The organism is Chitinophaga sp. RCC_12, assembly GCF_041360695.1.
Classification (GTDB): Bacteria; Bacteroidota; Bacteroidia; order Chitinophagales; family Chitinophagaceae; genus Chitinophaga.
Map to the genome: position 1 here is coordinate 229,359 of NZ_JBFUPS010000007.1, position 18,521 is coordinate 247,879.

At 47.9% G+C, this 18,521-nt stretch carries 13 protein-coding genes; 7 read left to right on the top strand and 6 right to left on the bottom strand.

The features are described 5' to 3' along the window. Nucleotides 1-98: 98 nt before the first annotated feature. Nucleotides 99-1,136: a tRNA dihydrouridine synthase DusB gene (dusB, locus tag AB6805_RS21115; RefSeq protein ID WP_370911420.1), complete on the top strand. Its 1,038-nt coding sequence runs from the start codon at nt 99-101 to the stop codon at nt 1,134-1,136. Between the two features lie 67 nt (nt 1,137-1,203). Next, a complete protein-coding gene (locus AB6805_RS21120) occupies nt 1,204-1,800 on the top strand; it encodes a nuclear transport factor 2 family protein (RefSeq protein ID WP_370911421.1) in 597 nt (198 codons plus the stop codon). Between the two features lie 56 nt (nt 1,801-1,856). On the opposite strand, the gene fusA is transcribed toward AB6805_RS21120, so the two are convergent. Beyond that, complete coding sequence (gene fusA, locus AB6805_RS21125; protein WP_370911422.1) at nt 1,857-3,932, bottom strand: elongation factor G; 2,076 nt, start codon at nt 3,930-3,932, stop codon at nt 1,857-1,859. Between the two features lie 578 nt (nt 3,933-4,510). On the opposite strand from fusA, the gene AB6805_RS21130 reads away from it, so the two are divergent. Beyond that, nucleotides 4,511-5,344, top strand: a complete 834-nt coding sequence (locus AB6805_RS21130) for an aldo/keto reductase (protein ID WP_370911423.1) — start codon at nt 4,511-4,513, stop codon at nt 5,342-5,344. A gap of 221 nt (nt 5,345-5,565) precedes the next feature. Here the strand turns inward: AB6805_RS21130 and AB6805_RS21135 are convergent, their stop codons facing one another. Continuing rightward, nucleotides 5,566-6,687: an aminotransferase class V-fold PLP-dependent enzyme gene (locus tag AB6805_RS21135; RefSeq protein WP_370911424.1), complete on the bottom strand. Its 1,122-nt coding sequence runs from the start codon at nt 6,685-6,687 to the stop codon at nt 5,566-5,568. Between the two features lie 130 nt (nt 6,688-6,817). Here AB6805_RS21135 and AB6805_RS21140 point away from each other — a divergent pair, with 130 nt between their 5' ends. After that, nucleotides 6,818-8,974, top strand: a complete 2,157-nt coding sequence (locus tag AB6805_RS21140) for a glycoside hydrolase family 3 N-terminal domain-containing protein (protein ID WP_370911425.1) — start codon at nt 6,818-6,820, stop codon at nt 8,972-8,974. A 219-nt stretch (nt 8,975-9,193) separates the two neighbouring features. Here the strand turns inward: AB6805_RS21140 and AB6805_RS21145 are convergent, their stop codons facing one another. Continuing rightward, on the bottom strand, nt 9,194-10,426 hold the full coding sequence (locus AB6805_RS21145; protein ID WP_370911426.1) for a cation:proton antiporter: 1,233 nt from the start codon (nt 10,424-10,426) through the stop codon (nt 9,194-9,196). 107 nt (nt 10,427-10,533) lie between these two features. Beyond that, nucleotides 10,534-10,878 (bottom strand): TfoX/Sxy family protein, encoded by a 345-nt coding sequence (locus AB6805_RS21150; RefSeq protein WP_370911427.1) that lies wholly within the window; start codon nt 10,876-10,878, stop codon nt 10,534-10,536. Between the two features lie 73 nt (nt 10,879-10,951). Here AB6805_RS21150 and AB6805_RS21155 point away from each other — a divergent pair, with 73 nt between their 5' ends. Both AB6805_RS21155 and AB6805_RS21160 read left to right on the top strand, forming a co-directional pair. Beyond that, a complete protein-coding gene (locus tag AB6805_RS21155; RefSeq protein WP_370911428.1) occupies nt 10,952-11,533 on the top strand; it encodes a Crp/Fnr family transcriptional regulator in 582 nt (193 codons plus the stop codon). Nucleotides 11,534-11,604: 71 nt separating this feature from the next. After that, nucleotides 11,605-12,330, top strand: a complete 726-nt coding sequence (locus AB6805_RS21160; RefSeq protein ID WP_370911429.1) for an SDR family oxidoreductase — start codon at nt 11,605-11,607, stop codon at nt 12,328-12,330. Here the strand turns inward: AB6805_RS21160 and AB6805_RS21165 are convergent. Together AB6805_RS21165 and AB6805_RS21170 are read right to left on the bottom strand one after the other, a co-directional pair. Then, nucleotides 12,327-13,565: a multidrug effflux MFS transporter gene (locus AB6805_RS21165; protein WP_370911430.1), complete on the bottom strand. Its 1,239-nt coding sequence runs from the start codon at nt 13,563-13,565 to the stop codon at nt 12,327-12,329. The genes AB6805_RS21160 and AB6805_RS21165 overlap by 4 nt on opposite strands. Nucleotides 13,566-13,678: 113 nt before the next feature. Continuing rightward, a complete protein-coding gene (locus AB6805_RS21170; protein ID WP_370911431.1) occupies nt 13,679-16,537 on the bottom strand; it encodes a triple tyrosine motif-containing protein in 2,859 nt (952 codons plus the stop codon). A gap of 184 nt (nt 16,538-16,721) precedes the next feature. Between AB6805_RS21170 and AB6805_RS21175 the strand changes: the two genes are divergently transcribed. Further along, complete coding sequence (locus AB6805_RS21175) at nt 16,722-18,452, top strand: cellulase family glycosylhydrolase (protein ID WP_370911432.1); 1,731 nt, start codon at nt 16,722-16,724, stop codon at nt 18,450-18,452. Nucleotides 18,453-18,521: the final 69 nt, after the last annotated feature.

Sequence of the window (18,521 nt, forward strand, 5' to 3'; positions counted from 1 at the left end):
AAATCAAAGTAATCAGTATAATCAGCGTAATCAGCGAGAAAGACAAAATCCGCGTAATAATTCTTTATCTTTGCGGCTTCTGCAAAAAGATAAAGATTTTGGTAAAGATTGATAACATAACGCTTCCTGATTTCCCTTTGCTGCTGGCGCCTATGGAGGATGTGAGTGATCCTCCGTTCCGGGCGGTGTGCAAGGATGCGGGCGCCGACCTGATGTACACGGAATTTATTTCCAGTGAAGGGTTGATCCGTGATGCCATGAAGTGCAGGAAGAAGCTCGATATTTTTGAATATGAGCGCCCGGTGGGGATACAGATCTTTGGCGGGGATGAGGATAGCCTGGCGATGGCCGCCAGGATCGTGGATGTTACCAACCCGGATCTGCTGGATATCAATTTTGGGTGTCCCGTGAAGAAGGTAGCCGGAAGAGGCGCCGGCGCCGGTGTACTGAAAGACCTGGACCTGATGGTACGGCTCACTGAAGCGTGCGTAAAGGCCACTAAGCTGCCGGTTACCGTGAAAACCCGGCTGGGATGGGACGATGACTCAAAGAATATTGAAGAGGTGGCAGAGCGGCTGCAGGACGTAGGCATCAAAGCCCTGGCTATCCACGGCCGTACCCGTTGCCAGATGTACAAGGGCGAAGCCGACTGGACCCTCATCGGTAAAGTAAAAAATAACCCCCGTATACATATTCCCATTTTTGGTAATGGAGATATTAACAGCCCGCAGAAAGCGCTGGAATATAAAAACCGTTACGGCGTGGATGGTATTATGATTGGCCGTGCGGTGATTGGCTATCCATGGTTGTTCCGGGAGATCAAACATTATGTGAATACCGGCGAGATTATGGCCGGACCCACCCTGGAAGAGCGTATCGCCGTAAGTAAGAAACACCTCCGCCTGTCGGTGGAGTGGAAAGGCCCCGTGCAGGGAATCAACGAAATGCGCGGCTGCTACGCCAATTACCTGAAAGGGTTACCTGATATCAAACAATTCCGCACCCGGCTGGTGACCATGAAAACCGTGGAAGAAGTGGAAGCCGTATTAGATGAGATTGAAGCCTATTATAAAGGCATTGAACTGGCCAACACGCCGATTGAATTAATTGATTATCACCAGAAGTGTCCGTTATAGACCGAAAATTTTATGATATAATAAAACTAATTATGCGTTTGTTTTGTTATATCATAAAATTTATCAGATGTCCAGATTTTTCCCGTTTGCCACTGCGCTTGTTCTTAGCACCATAGGCCTCTTTTCCTGTCACACATCTCCCGAAGAAAAAATTACCGCCGACAGCACTGCTGCCGTTACCCCGGACGTCGGCCATATCCGCGACCTGGGATACCGCGAACAGCAACAGATTGAAAAAGTGATTTATGGCTTCTGTGAGCATTTCGACAACGGTCACCTGGATAAATGTGTGGAGTTTATGGATGACAACATCCGCGGGGAAATTGATGGGGTAAAGCTAAAAGGAAAACAAAACTGGACCGCTAAAATAGATTCCCTGGTGCTGAGTATCCGGAACACGCATTACCAGTCGAGGCACCTTATTTCCAATATGCAGTTTTACCCCGGCACAAATGATACCGTGCGGGTAACGATGTATGCCAGTAACCTCTGGACAGACCTTACCACCGGGCAAATTCAGCTGATGTCGGTTGGTTATTACAAGGGCAAGGTGGTGAAGAAAGATGGTAAATGGTTTATCGCCGTATTGAACTCCCTGCCGGATAGCCGGCTGGTAAAGAAATTTTACCAGGATGTTCACAGCGACCGTGAGGTGTTGCAATAGGAAGTGGTTTTATCGTATAAAAAAATGGTGAAGGATTGTCCTTCACCATTTTCATTTTATTTCACCAGCAGATGGTTGGTAATATTACAGGGAACGGTCTGGTAGCTGTCGAATGTCAGCGATGCAGCAGCCCTTCCCGAAGAGAGTGTACGCAGTACCGTTATATAACCGAATAATTCGGACAACGGCACCATAGCGGTGATGGTTTGCACGACTCCATTCATCTCCATTTGTTTGATCACACCGCGGCGTCTGTTCAGATCGCCGGTGAGGGTGCCGGTAAATTCTTCCGGCATGGTTACTTCTACTTTCATCCATGGTTCCAGTAAGCGGGGAGCTGCTTTGGCAGCTACGCTTTTGAAACCGGTGATGGCCGCATGTTCAAAATCCAGGGCGTGGGAGTCGTTGTTATGGATGGAACCATCGAGCAATCGCACGCGCATGGACTTCACCGGGTAACCCGCCAGGGCGCCGTTGTTCATGGCCGACTCGAACCCTTTACTGATCGCAGGAATGAATTCTTTCGGAATAGCACCACCTTTGATTTCGTTGATAAATTCCAGTCCGGTTGCCTGTTCATCGCCGGGTGATAGTTCAAACTGGATGTCCGCAAAGTTGCCGGAGCCACCATTTTGTTTCTTATACACTTCACGATGGGTAACGGCCTGCGTAAATATTTCTTTATACGCAATCTGCGGTTGTCCTTTGTTGATGTCGAGATGATATTGTGTTGCCAGCTTTTCCAGCACTACTTCCAGGTGCAGTTCGCCCATGCCTTTCAAAATCGTTTGGCCGGTAGCGTTATCCACTGTTACGATGAGCGTAGGATCCTCTTCCAGCAACCTGTTTAAGGCATCGCCGAGTTTGTCGTTGTCTTTCGCAGATTTCGCCTCAATCGCATAGCCGATCATGGGTTCCGGGAAGCTGATTTTTTCCAGCAGTACCGGGTGATCCGGATGCGAAAGGGAGTCGCCTGTTTTTACATCTTTCAGTCCTACTACCGCACCGATATCGCCGGCGCCTATTTCCTCCACTGTTTCATATTTATCGGACATGATACGCATGAGGCGGCTGATCCTGACCTTACGGCCGGTGCGGCTGTTCCAGAGTGTATCGCCACTGCGTAATACGCCTGCATATACCCGTACTAACGTTAACTTCCCTACGTAATCGTCTGTTATGATCTTAAACGCAAGGGCAGCGAGTGGCGCATTTTCACTAACCGGGATCATCACCGTTGCTTCCGTTTCCGGATCGGCGGCTTTTACATCGCCAATGTCTGACGGAGCAGGGAGGTAGGTAGCCACTGCATCGAGCAGGGGTTGTATACCTTTGTTTTTATAAGCGGCGCCGGCCAGTACGGGTACCGCTTCCAGGCGGATGGTAGCGCCGCGCAAAGCGGCGTAAATATCTTCCGGAAGGATACTGTTGGGAGCGGTGGTATATTTATTCAGTAAAGATTCATCCAGCAGGGACAATTCTTCCAGTAAATAATTACGTGCTTCCAGCGCTTCGTTCAGCAGGGCCGACGGGATATCCAGCGTTTCATATGTTTTACCGTCTGCAGTGTTCCATAGGAGCGCTTTCATGATGATAAGGTCTATTACCCCGGAGAAGTCATCTTCCGCACCAATGGGTAGCTGTACGGGCAGTGCATTGGCGTTTAGCCGTTGGCGTATGTCACTTACTACGCGCCGGAAATCGGCGCCCTGCCTGTCCATTTTATTGATGAACGCAATGCGGGGAATATTATAATGATTCGCCTGATGCCATACTGTTTCCGATTGCGGCTGCACACCGGAGCGGGCGCAGAACACGGCTACGGCGCCATCCAGCACCCGTAAGGACCGTTCCACTTCAGCGGTGAAGTCGACGTGGCCGGGCGTATCAATAATATTGATCTGCCAGGTATGATCCTGGTATTGCCAATAGGTGGTGATCGCTGCGGAAGAAATGGTAATACCTCTCTTTTCTTCCTGTGGATCACTATCCATCACAGTGTTGCCTTCGTCTACGTTGCCAAGTTTATGTGTGAAGCCGGTGAAGTAAAGCATGCGTTCAGTAAGCGTTGTTTTACCTGCATCGACATGTGCCATGATACCTATATTTCTAAAATCCGCTAAGCGTTTCATATATTCTTATTTAAAAAGGAATTAAAAAAGGCCGTTCATCTGGTAATGAGCGGCCTTTGCTTTATGCAACAGGAAGTCTGCATTACCGGACCAGCCGCGTAAATGACATTGATGCTTTAATAATAAATTTCCTGTTGGTGTTCATGTTGAATTATTGTTTGCTAAAGAAACTGTTGAGGATATTGGGGGAAGCAAATAAAAAGGCCTCTTCGGATGAAGAGGCCCTTGAAATAGATTTCAGGAGTTATATATTAACCTCTCATATCCGGGATGGATTTGCCTCCCCGTCTTGAATTAAGACAATGCGGGTACTTGCAATTACCGCTCTGATAACGGTAGTTGCGTAACTGCATGCCTGATATGTGAGATAGTTGTTCATATACTTTTAAAATTGCACCGCAAAGATAGGTGGTTTTTATTGAAAAAACTAATCTGAACGGAAGGGCGCCGGCGGGTCCTTTTTCTCTTAATTGTACAAAAATATCTCTCATATATACTGGTGGTACGATGTTGTTTCGTCGTAATTTTGCCTCTCCGGCTTCCCCGGCATTTAACCAGTAAAATAAAATCTTCATTATATGAATATTACAGACATTAACGGTACGGTACAATTATCGAATGGCGTACAGATGCCTTATTTCGGATTGGGTGTTTTTAAAACAAAGGAAGGACAGGAAGTGATCGATTCGGTGACTTATGCACTGGATGCCGGCTACCGGCATATAGATACCGCTGCTATTTATGGTAATGAAGAAGGAGTGGGTATTGCCATTGAAAAAAATGCCACCGACAGAAAGGATATCTTCCTGACCACAAAAGTATGGAATGCGGATCAGGGCTACGACAGTACCCTGAAAGCATTTGATACTTCCCTGGGAAAACTGAAAACAGACTATCTTGATCTGTATCTGATACACTGGCCGGTGAAAGGTAAGTATAAGGAAACCTGGCGTGCACTGGAAAAGCTATATGCAGATGGCCGTGTAAAAGCCATTGGCGTGAGTAATTTCCTGCAACACCAGCTGGAAGATCTTTTTCAAACCGCAAAGGTAATACCTATGGTAGACCAGCTGGAATTTCATCCTTACCTGGTACAGCCGTCCCTGTTGGATTTCTGTCAGAAAAACAAGATACAGTTTGAGGCCTGGAGCCCATTAATGCAGGGTAAAGCATTCGACGTGCCATTGCTGAAAGAACTCGCGGAGAAATATAAAGTGTCGGTAGCACAATTAGTATTAAGATGGGACCTGCAAAAGGACGTGGTAACCATTCCTAAAAGCATCCGCCAGGACAGGGTTATTTCCAACGCGCAGCTGTTCAATTTCGAGATCAGTAAAGAAGATGTGCTGAAGATTGATGCACTGGACCGTGGCGAAAGGATAGGACCGGACCCGGATAATTTCAATTTCTAACGCGGAAATTGTCTTGGCTCAGGATTACGCTGATTATACTGATTAGCTGGATTTTTACTTTTGGATTTTTAAAGGATTAAGGGAGATAGCAGCGGATATATTCGCTCTTATCTCCCTTAATTATTATTTTAAGAAAATCTAAAAATCTAAAAAAAATCCAAAAGTAAAAATCCAGCTAATCAGTATAATCAGCGTAATCCTGAGCCAAGACAAAATCCGCTCTAAGCACCCGCGAGCGCGGCAAATAATTTGTCGATATCGGCTTTGTTGTTGTAGAAGTTAAGGGCTACCGTCAGCATGCTATTTTTATATCTCGCCTGGATATTATTCTTTTCAACTTTTTCATTTTGCGCCGGCGTAATTTCCAGCAGTTGTATGGCAGAAAGGTGTTCCAGCGGATAGTCGGAAAGGAGGCGGATACCGTGTGCCGCGGCCTGTTGCGCCAGGTAGGTAATTAACTCTGCGACATACGCCTCTATATCGGGTATGCCTATACGATGAAGGTATTTTAGCGCTTCTCCCAATAGTAATATATTTACAAACGGCGGCGTGCCGGGTTCAAATGCGGTGGCGGTTTTTTTAGGGGTGAAGTTCGTGTAGTCCTTTACGGACTGGAAATCTGCTGTTTCATACTCCACATTATACCAGCTCATCACCTGCGGCGGGTATTGATCGAGTACTTTCTGTGATACATACATAGCCCCGCTGCCATAGCCGGCAGTTACCCATTTGTAGGCGTGAAAGATAAGGATATCGATATTACATTCCTGTACATCAATATCGTTTACACCGAAGGATTGCGTGGCATCCACGATGTGGATCAGCTGATGCTGTTTGCATAATTCGCCGATGGCTTTCAGGTGTTGACGGAAGCCGGTTCTGAACATCACGTGACTGGTGATGAGGATACGGGTGGCCGGTGTGATTTTAGCCGCAATATCTGCTATGGAGATCTGGTTACGGTCATCGCTGTCTACTAAATGAACGGTATGACCGTTGTGCATCCAGCCTACAAAGCTGCTGGGAAATTCATCCCGCATGGTGATGATTTCATAGTGTTTCGGAAACATCCCGTACAGGAGGATCATGGCCTGCGAGGTACTGGTGATGAAAGCAATTTCACTGGCCTTTGCGCGGATCATTTCACCGATGAGCGCTTTGGCTTCGTCGGCCTGGTGATCCCAGCCGGGCATTACCCCGCGGCCTTTTTCACTGAGTTCCGTGAAAAGCGCCGTTGCCTTTTGTACAAAGGGAGTGCTTACCGGGCCTCCGCCGTTGGTAAAAAAATAAGTACAGTTATCGCATACCGGGTAATCGGCCCTGATCTTTTCCCATTTAGTCATACTATTTTATTAATTTCTTCACGATAATAAACAAAATAAACCATTGGCGACGTGCCTGTATGCGATTATGTTTTTTATATGATAACTTGCGCAGAGGTGGATCATCTTATAGAAAAAAATCAGGTTTAGCATGTGGAGAAAACAGTTTTTCATTTTTGGTTCTTTCATACTTTTATTTACATCAAACGCCGCTGCGCAGCAGCCGGCATTGTTCAAACGGGCGGATGCGCCGTTGAATGACCGGGTGAACGACCTGCTGCATACCCTTACCCTGTCTGAAAAGATATTGTTGCTGGGATATAACAGCCCGGCAATAGACCGGTTGCAAATCCCTGCGTATAATTGGTGGAATGAAGCGTTGCACGGTATTGCCAGGGGGGGAGAAGCTACCGTATTTCCGCAGGCGATAGGGTTGTCGGCTACTTTTAATGCGCCACTGGCAAAGGAAGTAGCCAGTACCATTTCTACTGAAGCCCGTGCTAAATATAACCTGGCGGTGCAGCAACACCGGCATGTGCAGTATATGGGGCTTAATTTCTGGACGCCTAACATCAATATCTTCCGTGATCCCCGCTGGGGCCGCGGTCAGGAAACCTATGGAGAAGATCCTTATCTCACTGCTACCATGGCGGGCGCCTTTGTGCAGGGATTACAGGGAGATGTGCCCGGCATGCTGAAAACGGCGGCCTGTGCCAAACACTTCGCGGTGCATAGCGGACCGGAAGCCGACCGGCATAGCTTTAATGCCATCATCGACGAAAAAGACCTGCGGGAAACCTATCTCTATGCGTTTAAAAAACTGGTGGACGGCAAAGTAGAATCGATCATGTGCGCTTATAACCGCGTAAACAACGAGCCTTGCTGCACCGGTAATACGCTGTTGCAGGATATCCTGCGGCATGAATGGAAATTTGGCGGACAGGTTGTTACCGATTGCTGGGCACTGGACGATATCTGGCTGCGTCATAAAGCCATTCCCACCCGTGAGGAAGTGGCGGCAGCCGCTGTGAAAGCAGGCGTAAATCTCGATTGCGCCAATATTTTACAGGATGATGTGATGAAAGCTATTGATAAGGGCTGGTTAACCAGCGCGAATGTAGACAGTGCCCTGAGCGCCACACTGCGTACGCGCATAAAGCTGGGATTACTGGATGCGCCGGCGGAAAGTCCTTATAACGGATATGGCGCTGACAGCGTAAATAACGGCTATCACGCCCAACTGGCCCGTGAAGCGGCCAGGGAAAGCATGGTATTGCTTAAAAATGATGGCGTATTACCCTTAAGTCCGGATAAATATGCTTCCATGCTGGTGACCGGCTCCAATTCCGCATCATTGGAAGCGCTGATGGGCAACTATCACGGTGTATCGGGTAACATGGTCACTTTTGCCGCTGGCCTGGCCAGGGCTGCAGGTCCGGGTATGGCCATGCAATACGACCAGGGCTGCGACTTTACAGATACCCTGCATTTTGGTGGTATCTGGGCTTCGCAGAACTGTGATGTAACGGTAGCGGTGATCGGCTTAACGCCTCTGCTGGAAGGAGAAGAAGGTGACGCTTTCCTGTCCTCGTCCGGCGGCGATAAAAATACGCTGAGCCTGCCCCGCTCCCAGATCCTGTTCATGAAAAAATTAAGGGAAGCGCATAAGAAGCCCATCATTGCGGTAATTACTGCCGGCAGCGCAGTAGACGTATCTGCCATTGCTCCCTATGCAAATGCAGTGATCCTGGCGTGGTACCCGGGAGAACAGGGTGGTAATGCCCTCGCAGATATCATCTTCGGAAAATATTCGCCCGCAGGGCGGTTGCCTGTTACATTTTATAACTCCCTGCAGGACTTACCCGACTATAAGGACTACAGCATGAAGAACCGTACTTACCGTTACTTCAAAGGTAAAACAACCTATCCTTTTGGCTACGGCCTCAGCTATACGAAATTTGATTATGCCTGGCGCGCAACGCCTGCAAAAGAATACCGCAGCAAAGACACTATCCGTGTATCCGTAGCCGTTAAAAATACCGGCGCCTTTGATGGCGACGAAGTAGTACAGGCCTACATCACCTATCCGGATATGGAACGCATGCCGGTGAAGGAATTGAAAGCATTTAAACGCGTGCATGTAAACAAAGGTGGAGAAGAAATCGTAGAACTGGCACTGCCAGCTGCGGAGTTGCAGAAATGGGATCTGCAACAACACACGTGGAAGCTATACAAAGGCACGTATACGATCAATATAGGAAAGAGCTCAGACAACTTCGTGTTGTCGCAGCAGTTCCGCGTAAGATAACGCGGATGTTGTCTTGGCTCAGGATTACGCTGATTTTACTGATTACCCGGATTTTTACTTTTAGGTTTTTTTAGATTTTTAGATTTTTCTAAAATAATAATTAAGGGAGATAAAGCGAGTATCTCCGCTGCTATCTCCCTTAATCCTTTATAAAATCAAAAGTAAAAATCCGGGTAGTCAGTAAAATCAGCGTAATCCTGAGCCAAGACAACATCCGCTCTACGCCATGCGGTCGACTACCTTCTTTAGCGTGAGTCCCTGCACTATGATGGAGAATAGTACCACAAAGTAGCTGGCGGAGAGGATAATTTCCTTATAGGGCGACTCCGGCAACGACAATGCCAGTGCAACGGAGATGCCCCCACGCAGTCCGGCCCACACCAATATGGTGATGCTTTTATAATTTGTTTTCAGGGAGCGCTTTAATACAATGGCGGGGATGGTAATACTCAGCGCCCGCGCAATCAGTACAAATATGGTGGCCATTAAACCGGTGAACCAATAGTTTTGCAGGAAGGGCATAATCACAATCTGCAACCCGATCATCACGAAGAGGATGGTGTTCAGCAGTTCATCGATGAGACTCCAGATGTTATGAAAATAGTGCTGTATCTCTTCCGCATTTTTTGTTCCCAGGGAAGTATTACCCAATATCAATCCGGCGGAAACGGCTGCCAGTGGAATAGATACGTGCAGTATAGCGCCTACCACAGAAATTACCATTACCATGGATAAGGATACCATTACAATGATATTGAAGTCGTCTACACGCTTCATGGTCCTGTAAGCTACAATAGCGGAAACAACGCCCAGCAGGATGCCGCCGAATACTTCCTGGGAAAACAGGGTAGCAGCATGTGATAGGGAAACATGACTATCTGTTTGCCCGGCTACTTCTTTCAGGATCACAAATAACAGGATGCCAGTACCATCATTCAGTAAAGACTCGCCCCCAATAATGGTTTCAAGGGCAGGTGGGACTTTTGATTTTTTTAAGATCGATAATACCGCTACCGGATCGGTAGGTGAAATGAGTGCGCCAAACAACAGGCAGTATACCAGCGGGATGTCGATGTGCAGCAGCTCAGTGGCCCAGTACAACAGGAATCCGAATATAAAAGTGGAGCCAATAACCCCTACGGTACTCAATATCAGCACGGGATACCGCTGCGCTTTTAGTTTATTGAAATCGAAATGCAATGCGCTGGCGAAAAGCAGGAAACCTAACATTACGTCCAGCAGCGTACCGGTGAAATCAATGCCGTTGGTGACATCTTTAATAAAAGTGAATGCGCCGGGGAAAATTTTACCTGTCAGGGAAATCAGTAAAGACAATAACAGCGAAACCACGATCACACCTATGGTTCCGGGAAGTTTAATGAATCGGTTGTTGATGTAGGAAATTAATGCACTAATGGTAACTAAAGCCGTTATCAGCGTAAATGTGTTCATAAGTAATCGAATAATGCCGGTTAAAAAATCAGGTTCCTATTGTTGCTACAGTAGTTTTAAAGGTAGAAAAAAATGTAGCAAGTCAAAGCTCCGCCGGCATTACAGGACTACTTTTTCCTGGAAGACTTAGCATTTACGTTAAATTCTAATGCCATTTTAATCCAGTATTGTAGTTGTTTTTTTGTGTGCAGCTCATCTTCATCTACAAAAATAAATCCTTTTATTTCTTTGCCCCCATGAATCATTGCTTCGGCGCCGGAAGAGGATTCCACTACCTCGTCTGATTTAGCAGGATCAATTCTTACCATCATTTTATCGGGTCGTACGCCCACGCACATTTTGTCGTTTACCATGAAGCACAGGCCACCAAACATTTTCTTTTCCGTGATGTTGTTGGTGGAAGCGAAAAGGATTTCGCGTACGCGATCAGCGAGTTTTTCATTGAATGCCATTGAGCTGTTTTTTGGGAGATACTAAGGTACGACTTCCTTTAATTACCATAATATTGTAAAGAAATTTATAACTATGACAGGCTTGGATACTTTTTACCGCTTCCTGAAGCAGCTGCATCCCGTGTCTGATGACGACTGGCAGCTGTTATCCGAAGGGTTAGTTGTGCAACAGGTGAAGGAAGGAACGGTGTTGCTGCCGGAGGGCAAAGTGCCGCGGGAGCTGTTCTTCATTTGTGAAGGTATATTGCGCCTGGTAAAGTATACGGATGATGGAGAGGATATTACCATATTTTTTCTGAAAGAAAATAAGTGTGCCACCATACTGGGCAGTTACCTCGAAGAAACGCCCTCGCCTTATGTACTGGAGGCGGTATGTGATGCGGCTGTAATTGTATTGCATAAGGAATACCTCATGAGGCTATACGAAAAAATCCCTTACCTCAGATCCCTGATAGATCAGATTACCCGGCAAGGCTTGCTGGAAAAGGTACTGGCCCGGAACGAATACCTCGGACTGGATGCCTCGGAGCGTTACCGGTATTTCCTGCAAAAGGAACCGGATATCGTTGCCCGTGTACCATTGAGTACCATTGCCTCTTTCCTGGGTATTACCCAGCAGTCGCTCAGCCGGATCAGGAAAAATGGCCGCCTTTAATGCTTTTTACCATTTGTTAAATGATGCCTGCTGCCGGCTGCCGAATTTTGTGTTCATAAAAAATTATAATTATGAATACGGATCTGACAGGAAAAAAAGTATTGGTATTGGGCGGTTCGGCCGGCATTGGTTTGGCAACGGCACAGGCGGCAGCAGCGGCAGGGGCAACGGTGATCATTGTTTCCAGTAATCTTGAAAGAGTAAATAAAGCATTGGCGACGTTACCCGAAACCGCGCAGGGCTTCGCGCTGGATCTGGGGAGTGAAGCAGCGGTAAGTGACTTCTTTCACACATCAGGCGCCTTTGATCATCTGGTATTTACAGCAGGGGGGGGCTTCCCGTTCGGACAGGTGGAAAGCCTTACAGCCGCTGAGTTACAGGAAGCATTTCAGTTACGTTTTTTCGGTGCATTCAATGCCGTAAAGTATGGCAGTAAAAATATATTGCCGGGCGGATCGGTGGTGTTGACTACCGGCATTGCCAACCTACGGCCGCAGCAGGGATGGGCGGCCGGCGCCTGCATTTGTGGCGCTATGGAGGGCTTCACCCGTATGCTGGCCATAGAACTGGCGCCTGTACGTGTAAACGCGGTATCGCCTGGTATTGTGAAAACAGCACTCTGGGCAGGAATGCCGGAGGCCGATCGCGAAGTCATGTATCAACAGGCTGCCGGCATGCTTCCGGCAGGCCGTGTGGGCCAGCCGGAAGATATTGCGCAAACTTATTTATACCTGATGCAGAATGGATTCAGCACGGGACAGATAGTAGTGGCAGATGGCGGCGCCGTACTGGTTTAATGCGCAACCGTAGCGGTGCCAGGCGCCGCTGCCACAGCCGTTTTAATATTCCGGCGGCATACCAGTAATATAAACAGTGCGAGCAGGGAAGTACCGCACATGGTGATCGCCATCGGCGTAGCCGTGTGTGTGTTATACAGGCTTACCACCGTAGAGGCAAGCGCACCTATTCCCATTTGTGTTGCGCCCATCAGGGAAGACGCGCTGCCCGCATTTTTACTGAACGGGGCGAGTGACAATGCTGTCGTGTTGGGATTGATAAAGCCCAGGCAGCAAAGGTAGATGAACAACAATACGATGATACCGGGTAATGATAAGAAGTTATTCCAGGCGCAGACAATGAAAACAAGCCCTGTGATGGTTTGACAAAGCAGCGCCACCGGCACTATCTGCTGACTGCTGAACCGTTTCAACAGCAGGCTGTTCACCTGGCTGGAACCGATCAGTCCTACCGAAAGGCCCGCAAAGATCCAACCATATGCTTTGTCACTGAGCTTATAAATATCCATAAACACCTGCGGCGAAGCCGATACATAGGCGAACAGTCCTGAGAAAGAAACTGCGCCTGCAAAAGTGTAGGTATAAAACTGTGGTTCACTCACCACCGACAGGAAGTTGCTGATAATGGGACCGGGTTTCAGTGACATCGACTTGTCCGGCTTATAACTTTCAGGCAGCCAGAGGATGGTGGCTATCAGGATCAGTGCGCCCATAACGCCCAGCACCAGGAATACCGCGTGCCAGCTAAAGGCGCTAGTTACATAACTGCCTACGGTAGGCGCAATCATGGGAGAGGTTCCCACTACGAGCATCAGCAGTGCAAATACTTTGGCATTGTCTTTCACCGGGAACAGGTCACGCACCATCGCCACAGAAGCTACTGCCGCGGCGCAACTGCCTATGGCCTGGATAAAGCGGAGGATAATGAGCCCGTTGAGGGAAGACACATACATACAGCCGATAGAAGAAATCACATACAGCACGAGTCCTATGAATAGCGGCTTCTTCCTGCCAAACCGGTCGAGCAACGGACCATATAGTAATTGTCCTGCTGAAATCCCAATAAAAAAGCTGGAAAGCGATAAGGCCACCCTGGTAGGATCTACTCCCAGATCCTTTCCTATAGCCGGAAAGCCGGGAAGATACATGTCGATCGAGAAAGGGCCTAGTGCTGTGAGCGTACCGAGAATCAGGATAAGAAAGAAATATTTCGATTTTGAAAGTTCGTTGGTCAAAATAGTATGGCTTTAAAAATTTCCCTGCAAAAGTAAGAAGAAATACGCCCCTTCGGGTGATGTGACTGTTATCTTCTTTTGATTTTACCGTGGGAAGACAAGCATTCGCATATTTATTCCTGTGTAATATTGATCAGGAAATCATACAGTCCTGTTTCGCCGGGGATGTTCAGTTTCTTGCGAAGCCGGTACCGGCTGGTTTCCACGCCGCGTACGGAAATACCCATCGATTGGGCTATTTCTTTGGTGGTAAGATTAATGCGCAGGTAAGCACAAAGTTTAAGATCGGTGGTGGTTAGATCCGGGTATTGTTTTTTAAGGGTGCGCAGGAAGTTGTTATGCACTTCATCAAAGTGTTGGGAGAACTGTGCCCAGTCTTCTTCGTTATTCTCTGCTTCTTCAAATAACCGCATCACTTTTTTGAAAGAAGGAAGCGCTTCGGGATCATTGGTTTTCTTTACGCTTTGTATCAGCTCTTCACGGATATTGGATATCAGTTTGCCTTTTTGTACCAGGTGCATCGTGGCGGTGGCCAGCTCTTTATTTTTATGTTGTACGTCTGATTCCAGTTTTTCATTGCGCAGCCGGATCAGCTGTTTCTCGTTTCTTTCCAGCTCCAGCTGGTGTTGAAAAATGAGATGTTGTTGTTCCCGCAGATGTTTGTCTTTCTGCGCAGCAAATTTTTTCTTCTGACGCCGGTACAGGTACCAGATCAACCCTGCGAGCAGCAGTATATACACCGCCTTCGCTATATAGGTTTGATACCAGGCGGGTAAAATGGTAAAAGAATAACTGGCCGGAGCGGAGATATTGCCGAGATTATCTTTTGCTTTTACCCAAAAAGTATATTTCCCGTAAGGGAGATTGGTATATTCTTTTTCTGTTTTGGCGGTCCATTCGCCGGGTTGTTTATCGAAGCCGGCCAGCTGATAGCTGTAGGTAATGTGATTGCCTTGCTCCGCCGGAGGAGCCGTATATTCAAAATGAAAACTGTTGAACGCATTGGGGAGTACCACTGGCGGCTGTGCACCGGCCGTTTGGTAGCCGCCATACAGCAGGGTGTCTTTCCGGCTGGTGGCTTTTATTTGTCCGAGTAATACCGACAGCCCGGCATCATGACGGGAATATTTTTTATAGTTGAGATGATAAATGCCTTTGTCGCCGCCAAAAAAGATATTCTCCTCATTAAAGGGATAAATGAACTCAAAGCCGCCAACGATTTTCCCGGTGAGTTCGGGGAACCAGGTAATTGTTCGCTGCCGGGGATTTAATACTCCCGGCTTTTTATCCGCCACCAGCCAGATGTTGCCGCTGCTGTCTTCCGAAAGGTATTGCACCGCTGCATTTTTCAGCGGGGCAAACAATCCCTGCGACGGAACAAATTGCTGCCGGGCTTCATCAAATTCATAGATGCCTTTCATAGTGGCGGCTACCATCCGTTGTTGAATACGGAAAACGTAATTATTGTAGGTGGACGGCAGCCCGTCTTTTTGCGTGAACAGGCGGTAGCTCAGGGCGGTGTCATTTTTTAGGGTGAGCAGGTATACACCGCGGTAGGGGTGGGAGGACCAGATACGTTGCTGTGGGTCCATCGCCAGGAAGCGGAGGGATTCGTATAAACCGGAGATGTGGCGGTTGACACGCACCTGTGGGCCGTTATAGCGGATAATAGCCAGGCCATTATAACAGCCGGTAAGTATGTTGTTGGAAAGCGGCAGGTAGGCCCAGCAGCCCAGGTCTTTCAGCACGGCGGCAGCCTTGTTGCCGGTGATTTCAAATGTTCCTTCCTGGTGGGCCATCAGCAGGTGGGAGCCGATAGCAGAAAGGTTCCATACCTGGCCACGGGTGTTGGCCACCGGCTGAAAGTTGCCTTTGGAATAGCTGAGGTCTGCAACGGTGTCCAGTGGGGTGCTGTATAGTCCATCGGAAGTGCCGATGTAAAGGCGCTGATTAAACACCTTTGCCGCGTAAGTGGTAAGCGAGTTATGTTTGGCGGGTAGTATCTGTTTAATGGCGGTATTGTAACGCAGCTGATCGATACCGTTGTCCAGCGCCAGCCAGATATTGTGGCGGGGATCAGCAAACAGGCGGAGCACATTATTATTCTGAAGACCTTCGTCCATGCTGAATTGCTGGATCACGCTGCCATTATTGGCATTGATGACAAAGCATCCTTTGGAGAAGGTGCCCACCGCCAGCTGGCCGTTACTCAGCGGAATGGCGCAATAAATGCGGCTGCTCCGGAAAACACTATCTGCTGCTGTTTGCAGCGGGAGTAACTGTTGACCGGCGATGCGGAAAAGCCCGTCTTTGAGGGTGGCAACCAGCAGGGTATCATTTTTTTCTTCCAGGAAAGCGGTGACCAGGAGAGATTTGCCCTGGAAGCCGGTGCTAACGGGTTGCCATTTACCGTTTAATAATTTCAGCAGTCCCTGTTGCAGGTCCTGCGCATAGAGACCGTGGGCCGTGCTGCCCATTATTTTCCATTCTACGGGGGCATTGTACACGTCTATCTGCCTGTTACGCCAACCAAATATTTTATTGTTGCTTTTGAAGTAAACGCCGTTGTCGAATAATGCAATATTCCAGATGTCTGCAAATTCTGTTTGCCCGGCGGGGATATATTTTTTGAGAGAAGTATATTCCAGGATACCATTCTTATTGGGCAGATAATACCCGAAGTCGTCCTGTGCGCCAACATAAATTTTCCCGTCCGGCGCCACTTTTACTGCGCGCAGGCGGGTGTTGTTGGGTACGGGGTAAAGCTTCCAGTAATTGCCGTTGAAGGTAAGAAGTCCTTCATTATTGGCGAAATACAGGATGCCGTTATGGTCAATATCAATGTCCCAGGTTTGGCCATTTCCCTGGTATTGGGCTTTGCTGAAATTCACCACAGCGGGTAATCCGATTGTATTCTGGGCTAATAATATTTTTCCGTGGAATAAAAGGGCCAGCAACAACAAATGCTTCATCTAAAAAGCGTTTTACTAAATGTAAATTTTTTTTGCTGATGTAGGTAAGATGTAATGAAGATAGATTAGCAATCAATGTTTTAATGTCCTTTGAAGTAGAAATGACGTAGTGCCGGAAATGATTTTATGCTTTTAAATAGGGATCTTGGATATTCTTATTTTTCTTTTTAAAGACACACTGTACATGCTGAAATTCCACGTTATAGCACTTATGTTATTGCTGGCTTCCGTGCTGCCTGGTAACGGGCAGGGATATCTGAAAACCCGCGGTCATATTATTGTTAATGAAAAAAACGAGCAGGTGATCCTCCGGGGAATGGGCCTCGGAGGATGGATGTTGCAGGAGGGCTATATGTTCCGCCTGGGTAATATCGGCCAGCAATACAGGATCCGCGAAAAGATCCGGGAACTGATAGGACCTGAAAAAACACAGGCATTTTATGACGCGTGGCTTAGCAACCATACCACCAGGAGGGATATTGACTCGATGGCGGCATGGGGGTTCAATTCCGTTCGCCTGCCCATGCACTTCAACCTGTACACGCTGCCGGTAGATGAGGAGCCGGTTGCCGGTCAAAATACCTGGCTGGAAAAAGGGTTTGCACTGACCGACTCCTTACTGAACTGGTGTAAGGCCAATCATATGTACCTGATCCTTGATCTGCATGCCGCGCCCGGTGGGCAGGGGAACGATCTGCCTATTTCCGACAGGCACCCCGAAAAGCCATCTCTCTGGGAAAGCCAGGCTAACCGGGATAAAACTATTGCCTTATGGCGCAAGCTGGCAGCGCGTTACGCCAACGAACCCTGGATAGGCGGTTATGATATTATCAATGAACCTAACTGGGGATTTGAAGACGCCGGGGATAAAAGGGGCACCAAAGAAACCAAGAACATTCCCCTGAAACAGCTGATGATAGCTATCACCAAAGCCATCCGGGAAGTAGATCAACAGCATATCATCATTATAGAAGGAAATGGTTTCGGGAATAATTACAAGGGCATACTGCGTGCGTGGGACCCTAACATGGTGATCAGCTTTCACAAATACGGCAACTTCACCAATACTGCTTCTATCCAGAATTTCCTGGATTTACGGGCGCAATATAACCTCCCCTTGTGGCTGGGGGAATCGGGGGAAAACTCCAATAACTGGTTCACCCATACTATCAGTATGGCAGAAAGCAATGATATTGGCTGGGCATGGTGGCAGCTGAAAAAGATGGGGATCAACAATCCCCTGGAAATAAAGCTCGCGCCCGGTTACCAGGCGCTCCTGGATTACTGGAACGGCAAAGGGCCCGCACCTGCGGCGGATGAAGCCTACCGCGCACTCATGGAATTTGCAGGTAATACCAGGATCGAAAATAATATTTATCATAAAGATGTGACAGATGCCATGTTCCGTCAGGTGGCTTCCGGTAAGGCCATTCCTTTCCGGGAACATATCATCAAAGACAAGGCCGTGATCCGCGCGGTGGACTATGACCTGGGACGAAACCTTTCAGCGTATAACGACCTCGATACCGCGAGCTACCATTATACGCCGGGCGTTAATACCCAGGGGAACCGCGGCCACGCTTACCGCAACGATGGTGTGGATATAAAAAAGGAGGAGGATGAGTTGGTGGTATTTCATATTGAAAGCGGGGAATGGCTGCAGTACACCACCCGGGTTACCGCTGCCGGGAACTACACCCTTACCGTAAAAATAAAAGCAGATACCGACAGTGTTGCCCCCAGGTTTAACATCAGCAACGATGGCAGCGTACTGGCGGCTGATATTGCCGTGCCATCTGCCGGGCAGCAGGTGGTGGTGAAAAATATCCGCCTCACAAAAGGGGAACACCGGATCCGGGTAGCCTTTGTGCAGGATGGCGGTGTGTTTACCGGGATGACCTTTGAAAGAAAGTAAGAACGCATAAAATTAACTCCACGTTTGATCCATTAGCCTTATTTGTTCACCTTTTCTTTAATTGTAAAT

Bases quoted from the DNA above. Each gene is read 5' to 3' on its own strand.
- AB6805_RS21135 (WP_370911424.1), bottom strand. From the start codon at position 6,687: ATGACTAAATGGGAAAAGATCAGGGCCGATTACCCGGTATGCGATAAC.
- AB6805_RS21155 (WP_370911428.1), top strand. From the start codon at position 10,952: ATGACAGGCTTGGATACTTTTTACCGCTTCCTGAAGCAGCTGCATCCC.
- AB6805_RS21130 (WP_370911423.1), top strand. From the start codon at position 4,511: ATGAATATTACAGACATTAACGGTACGGTACAATTATCGAATGGCGTA.
- AB6805_RS21120 (WP_370911421.1), top strand. From the start codon at position 1,204: ATGTCCAGATTTTTCCCGTTTGCCACTGCGCTTGTTCTTAGCACCATA.
- AB6805_RS21160 (WP_370911429.1), top strand. From the start codon at position 11,605: ATGAATACGGATCTGACAGGAAAAAAAGTATTGGTATTGGGCGGTTCG.
- AB6805_RS21150 (WP_370911427.1), bottom strand. From the start codon at position 10,878: ATGGCATTCAATGAAAAACTCGCTGATCGCGTACGCGAAATCCTTTTC.
- AB6805_RS21175 (WP_370911432.1), top strand. From the start codon at position 16,722: ATGCTGAAATTCCACGTTATAGCACTTATGTTATTGCTGGCTTCCGTG.
- AB6805_RS21145 (WP_370911426.1), bottom strand. From the start codon at position 10,426: ATGAACACATTTACGCTGATAACGGCTTTAGTTACCATTAGTGCATTA.
- AB6805_RS21140 (WP_370911425.1), top strand. From the start codon at position 6,818: ATGTGGAGAAAACAGTTTTTCATTTTTGGTTCTTTCATACTTTTATTT.
- fusA (WP_370911422.1), bottom strand. From the start codon at position 3,932: ATGAAACGCTTAGCGGATTTTAGAAATATAGGTATCATGGCACATGTC.
- AB6805_RS21170 (WP_370911431.1), bottom strand. From the start codon at position 16,537: ATGAAGCATTTGTTGTTGCTGGCCCTTTTATTCCACGGAAAAATATTA.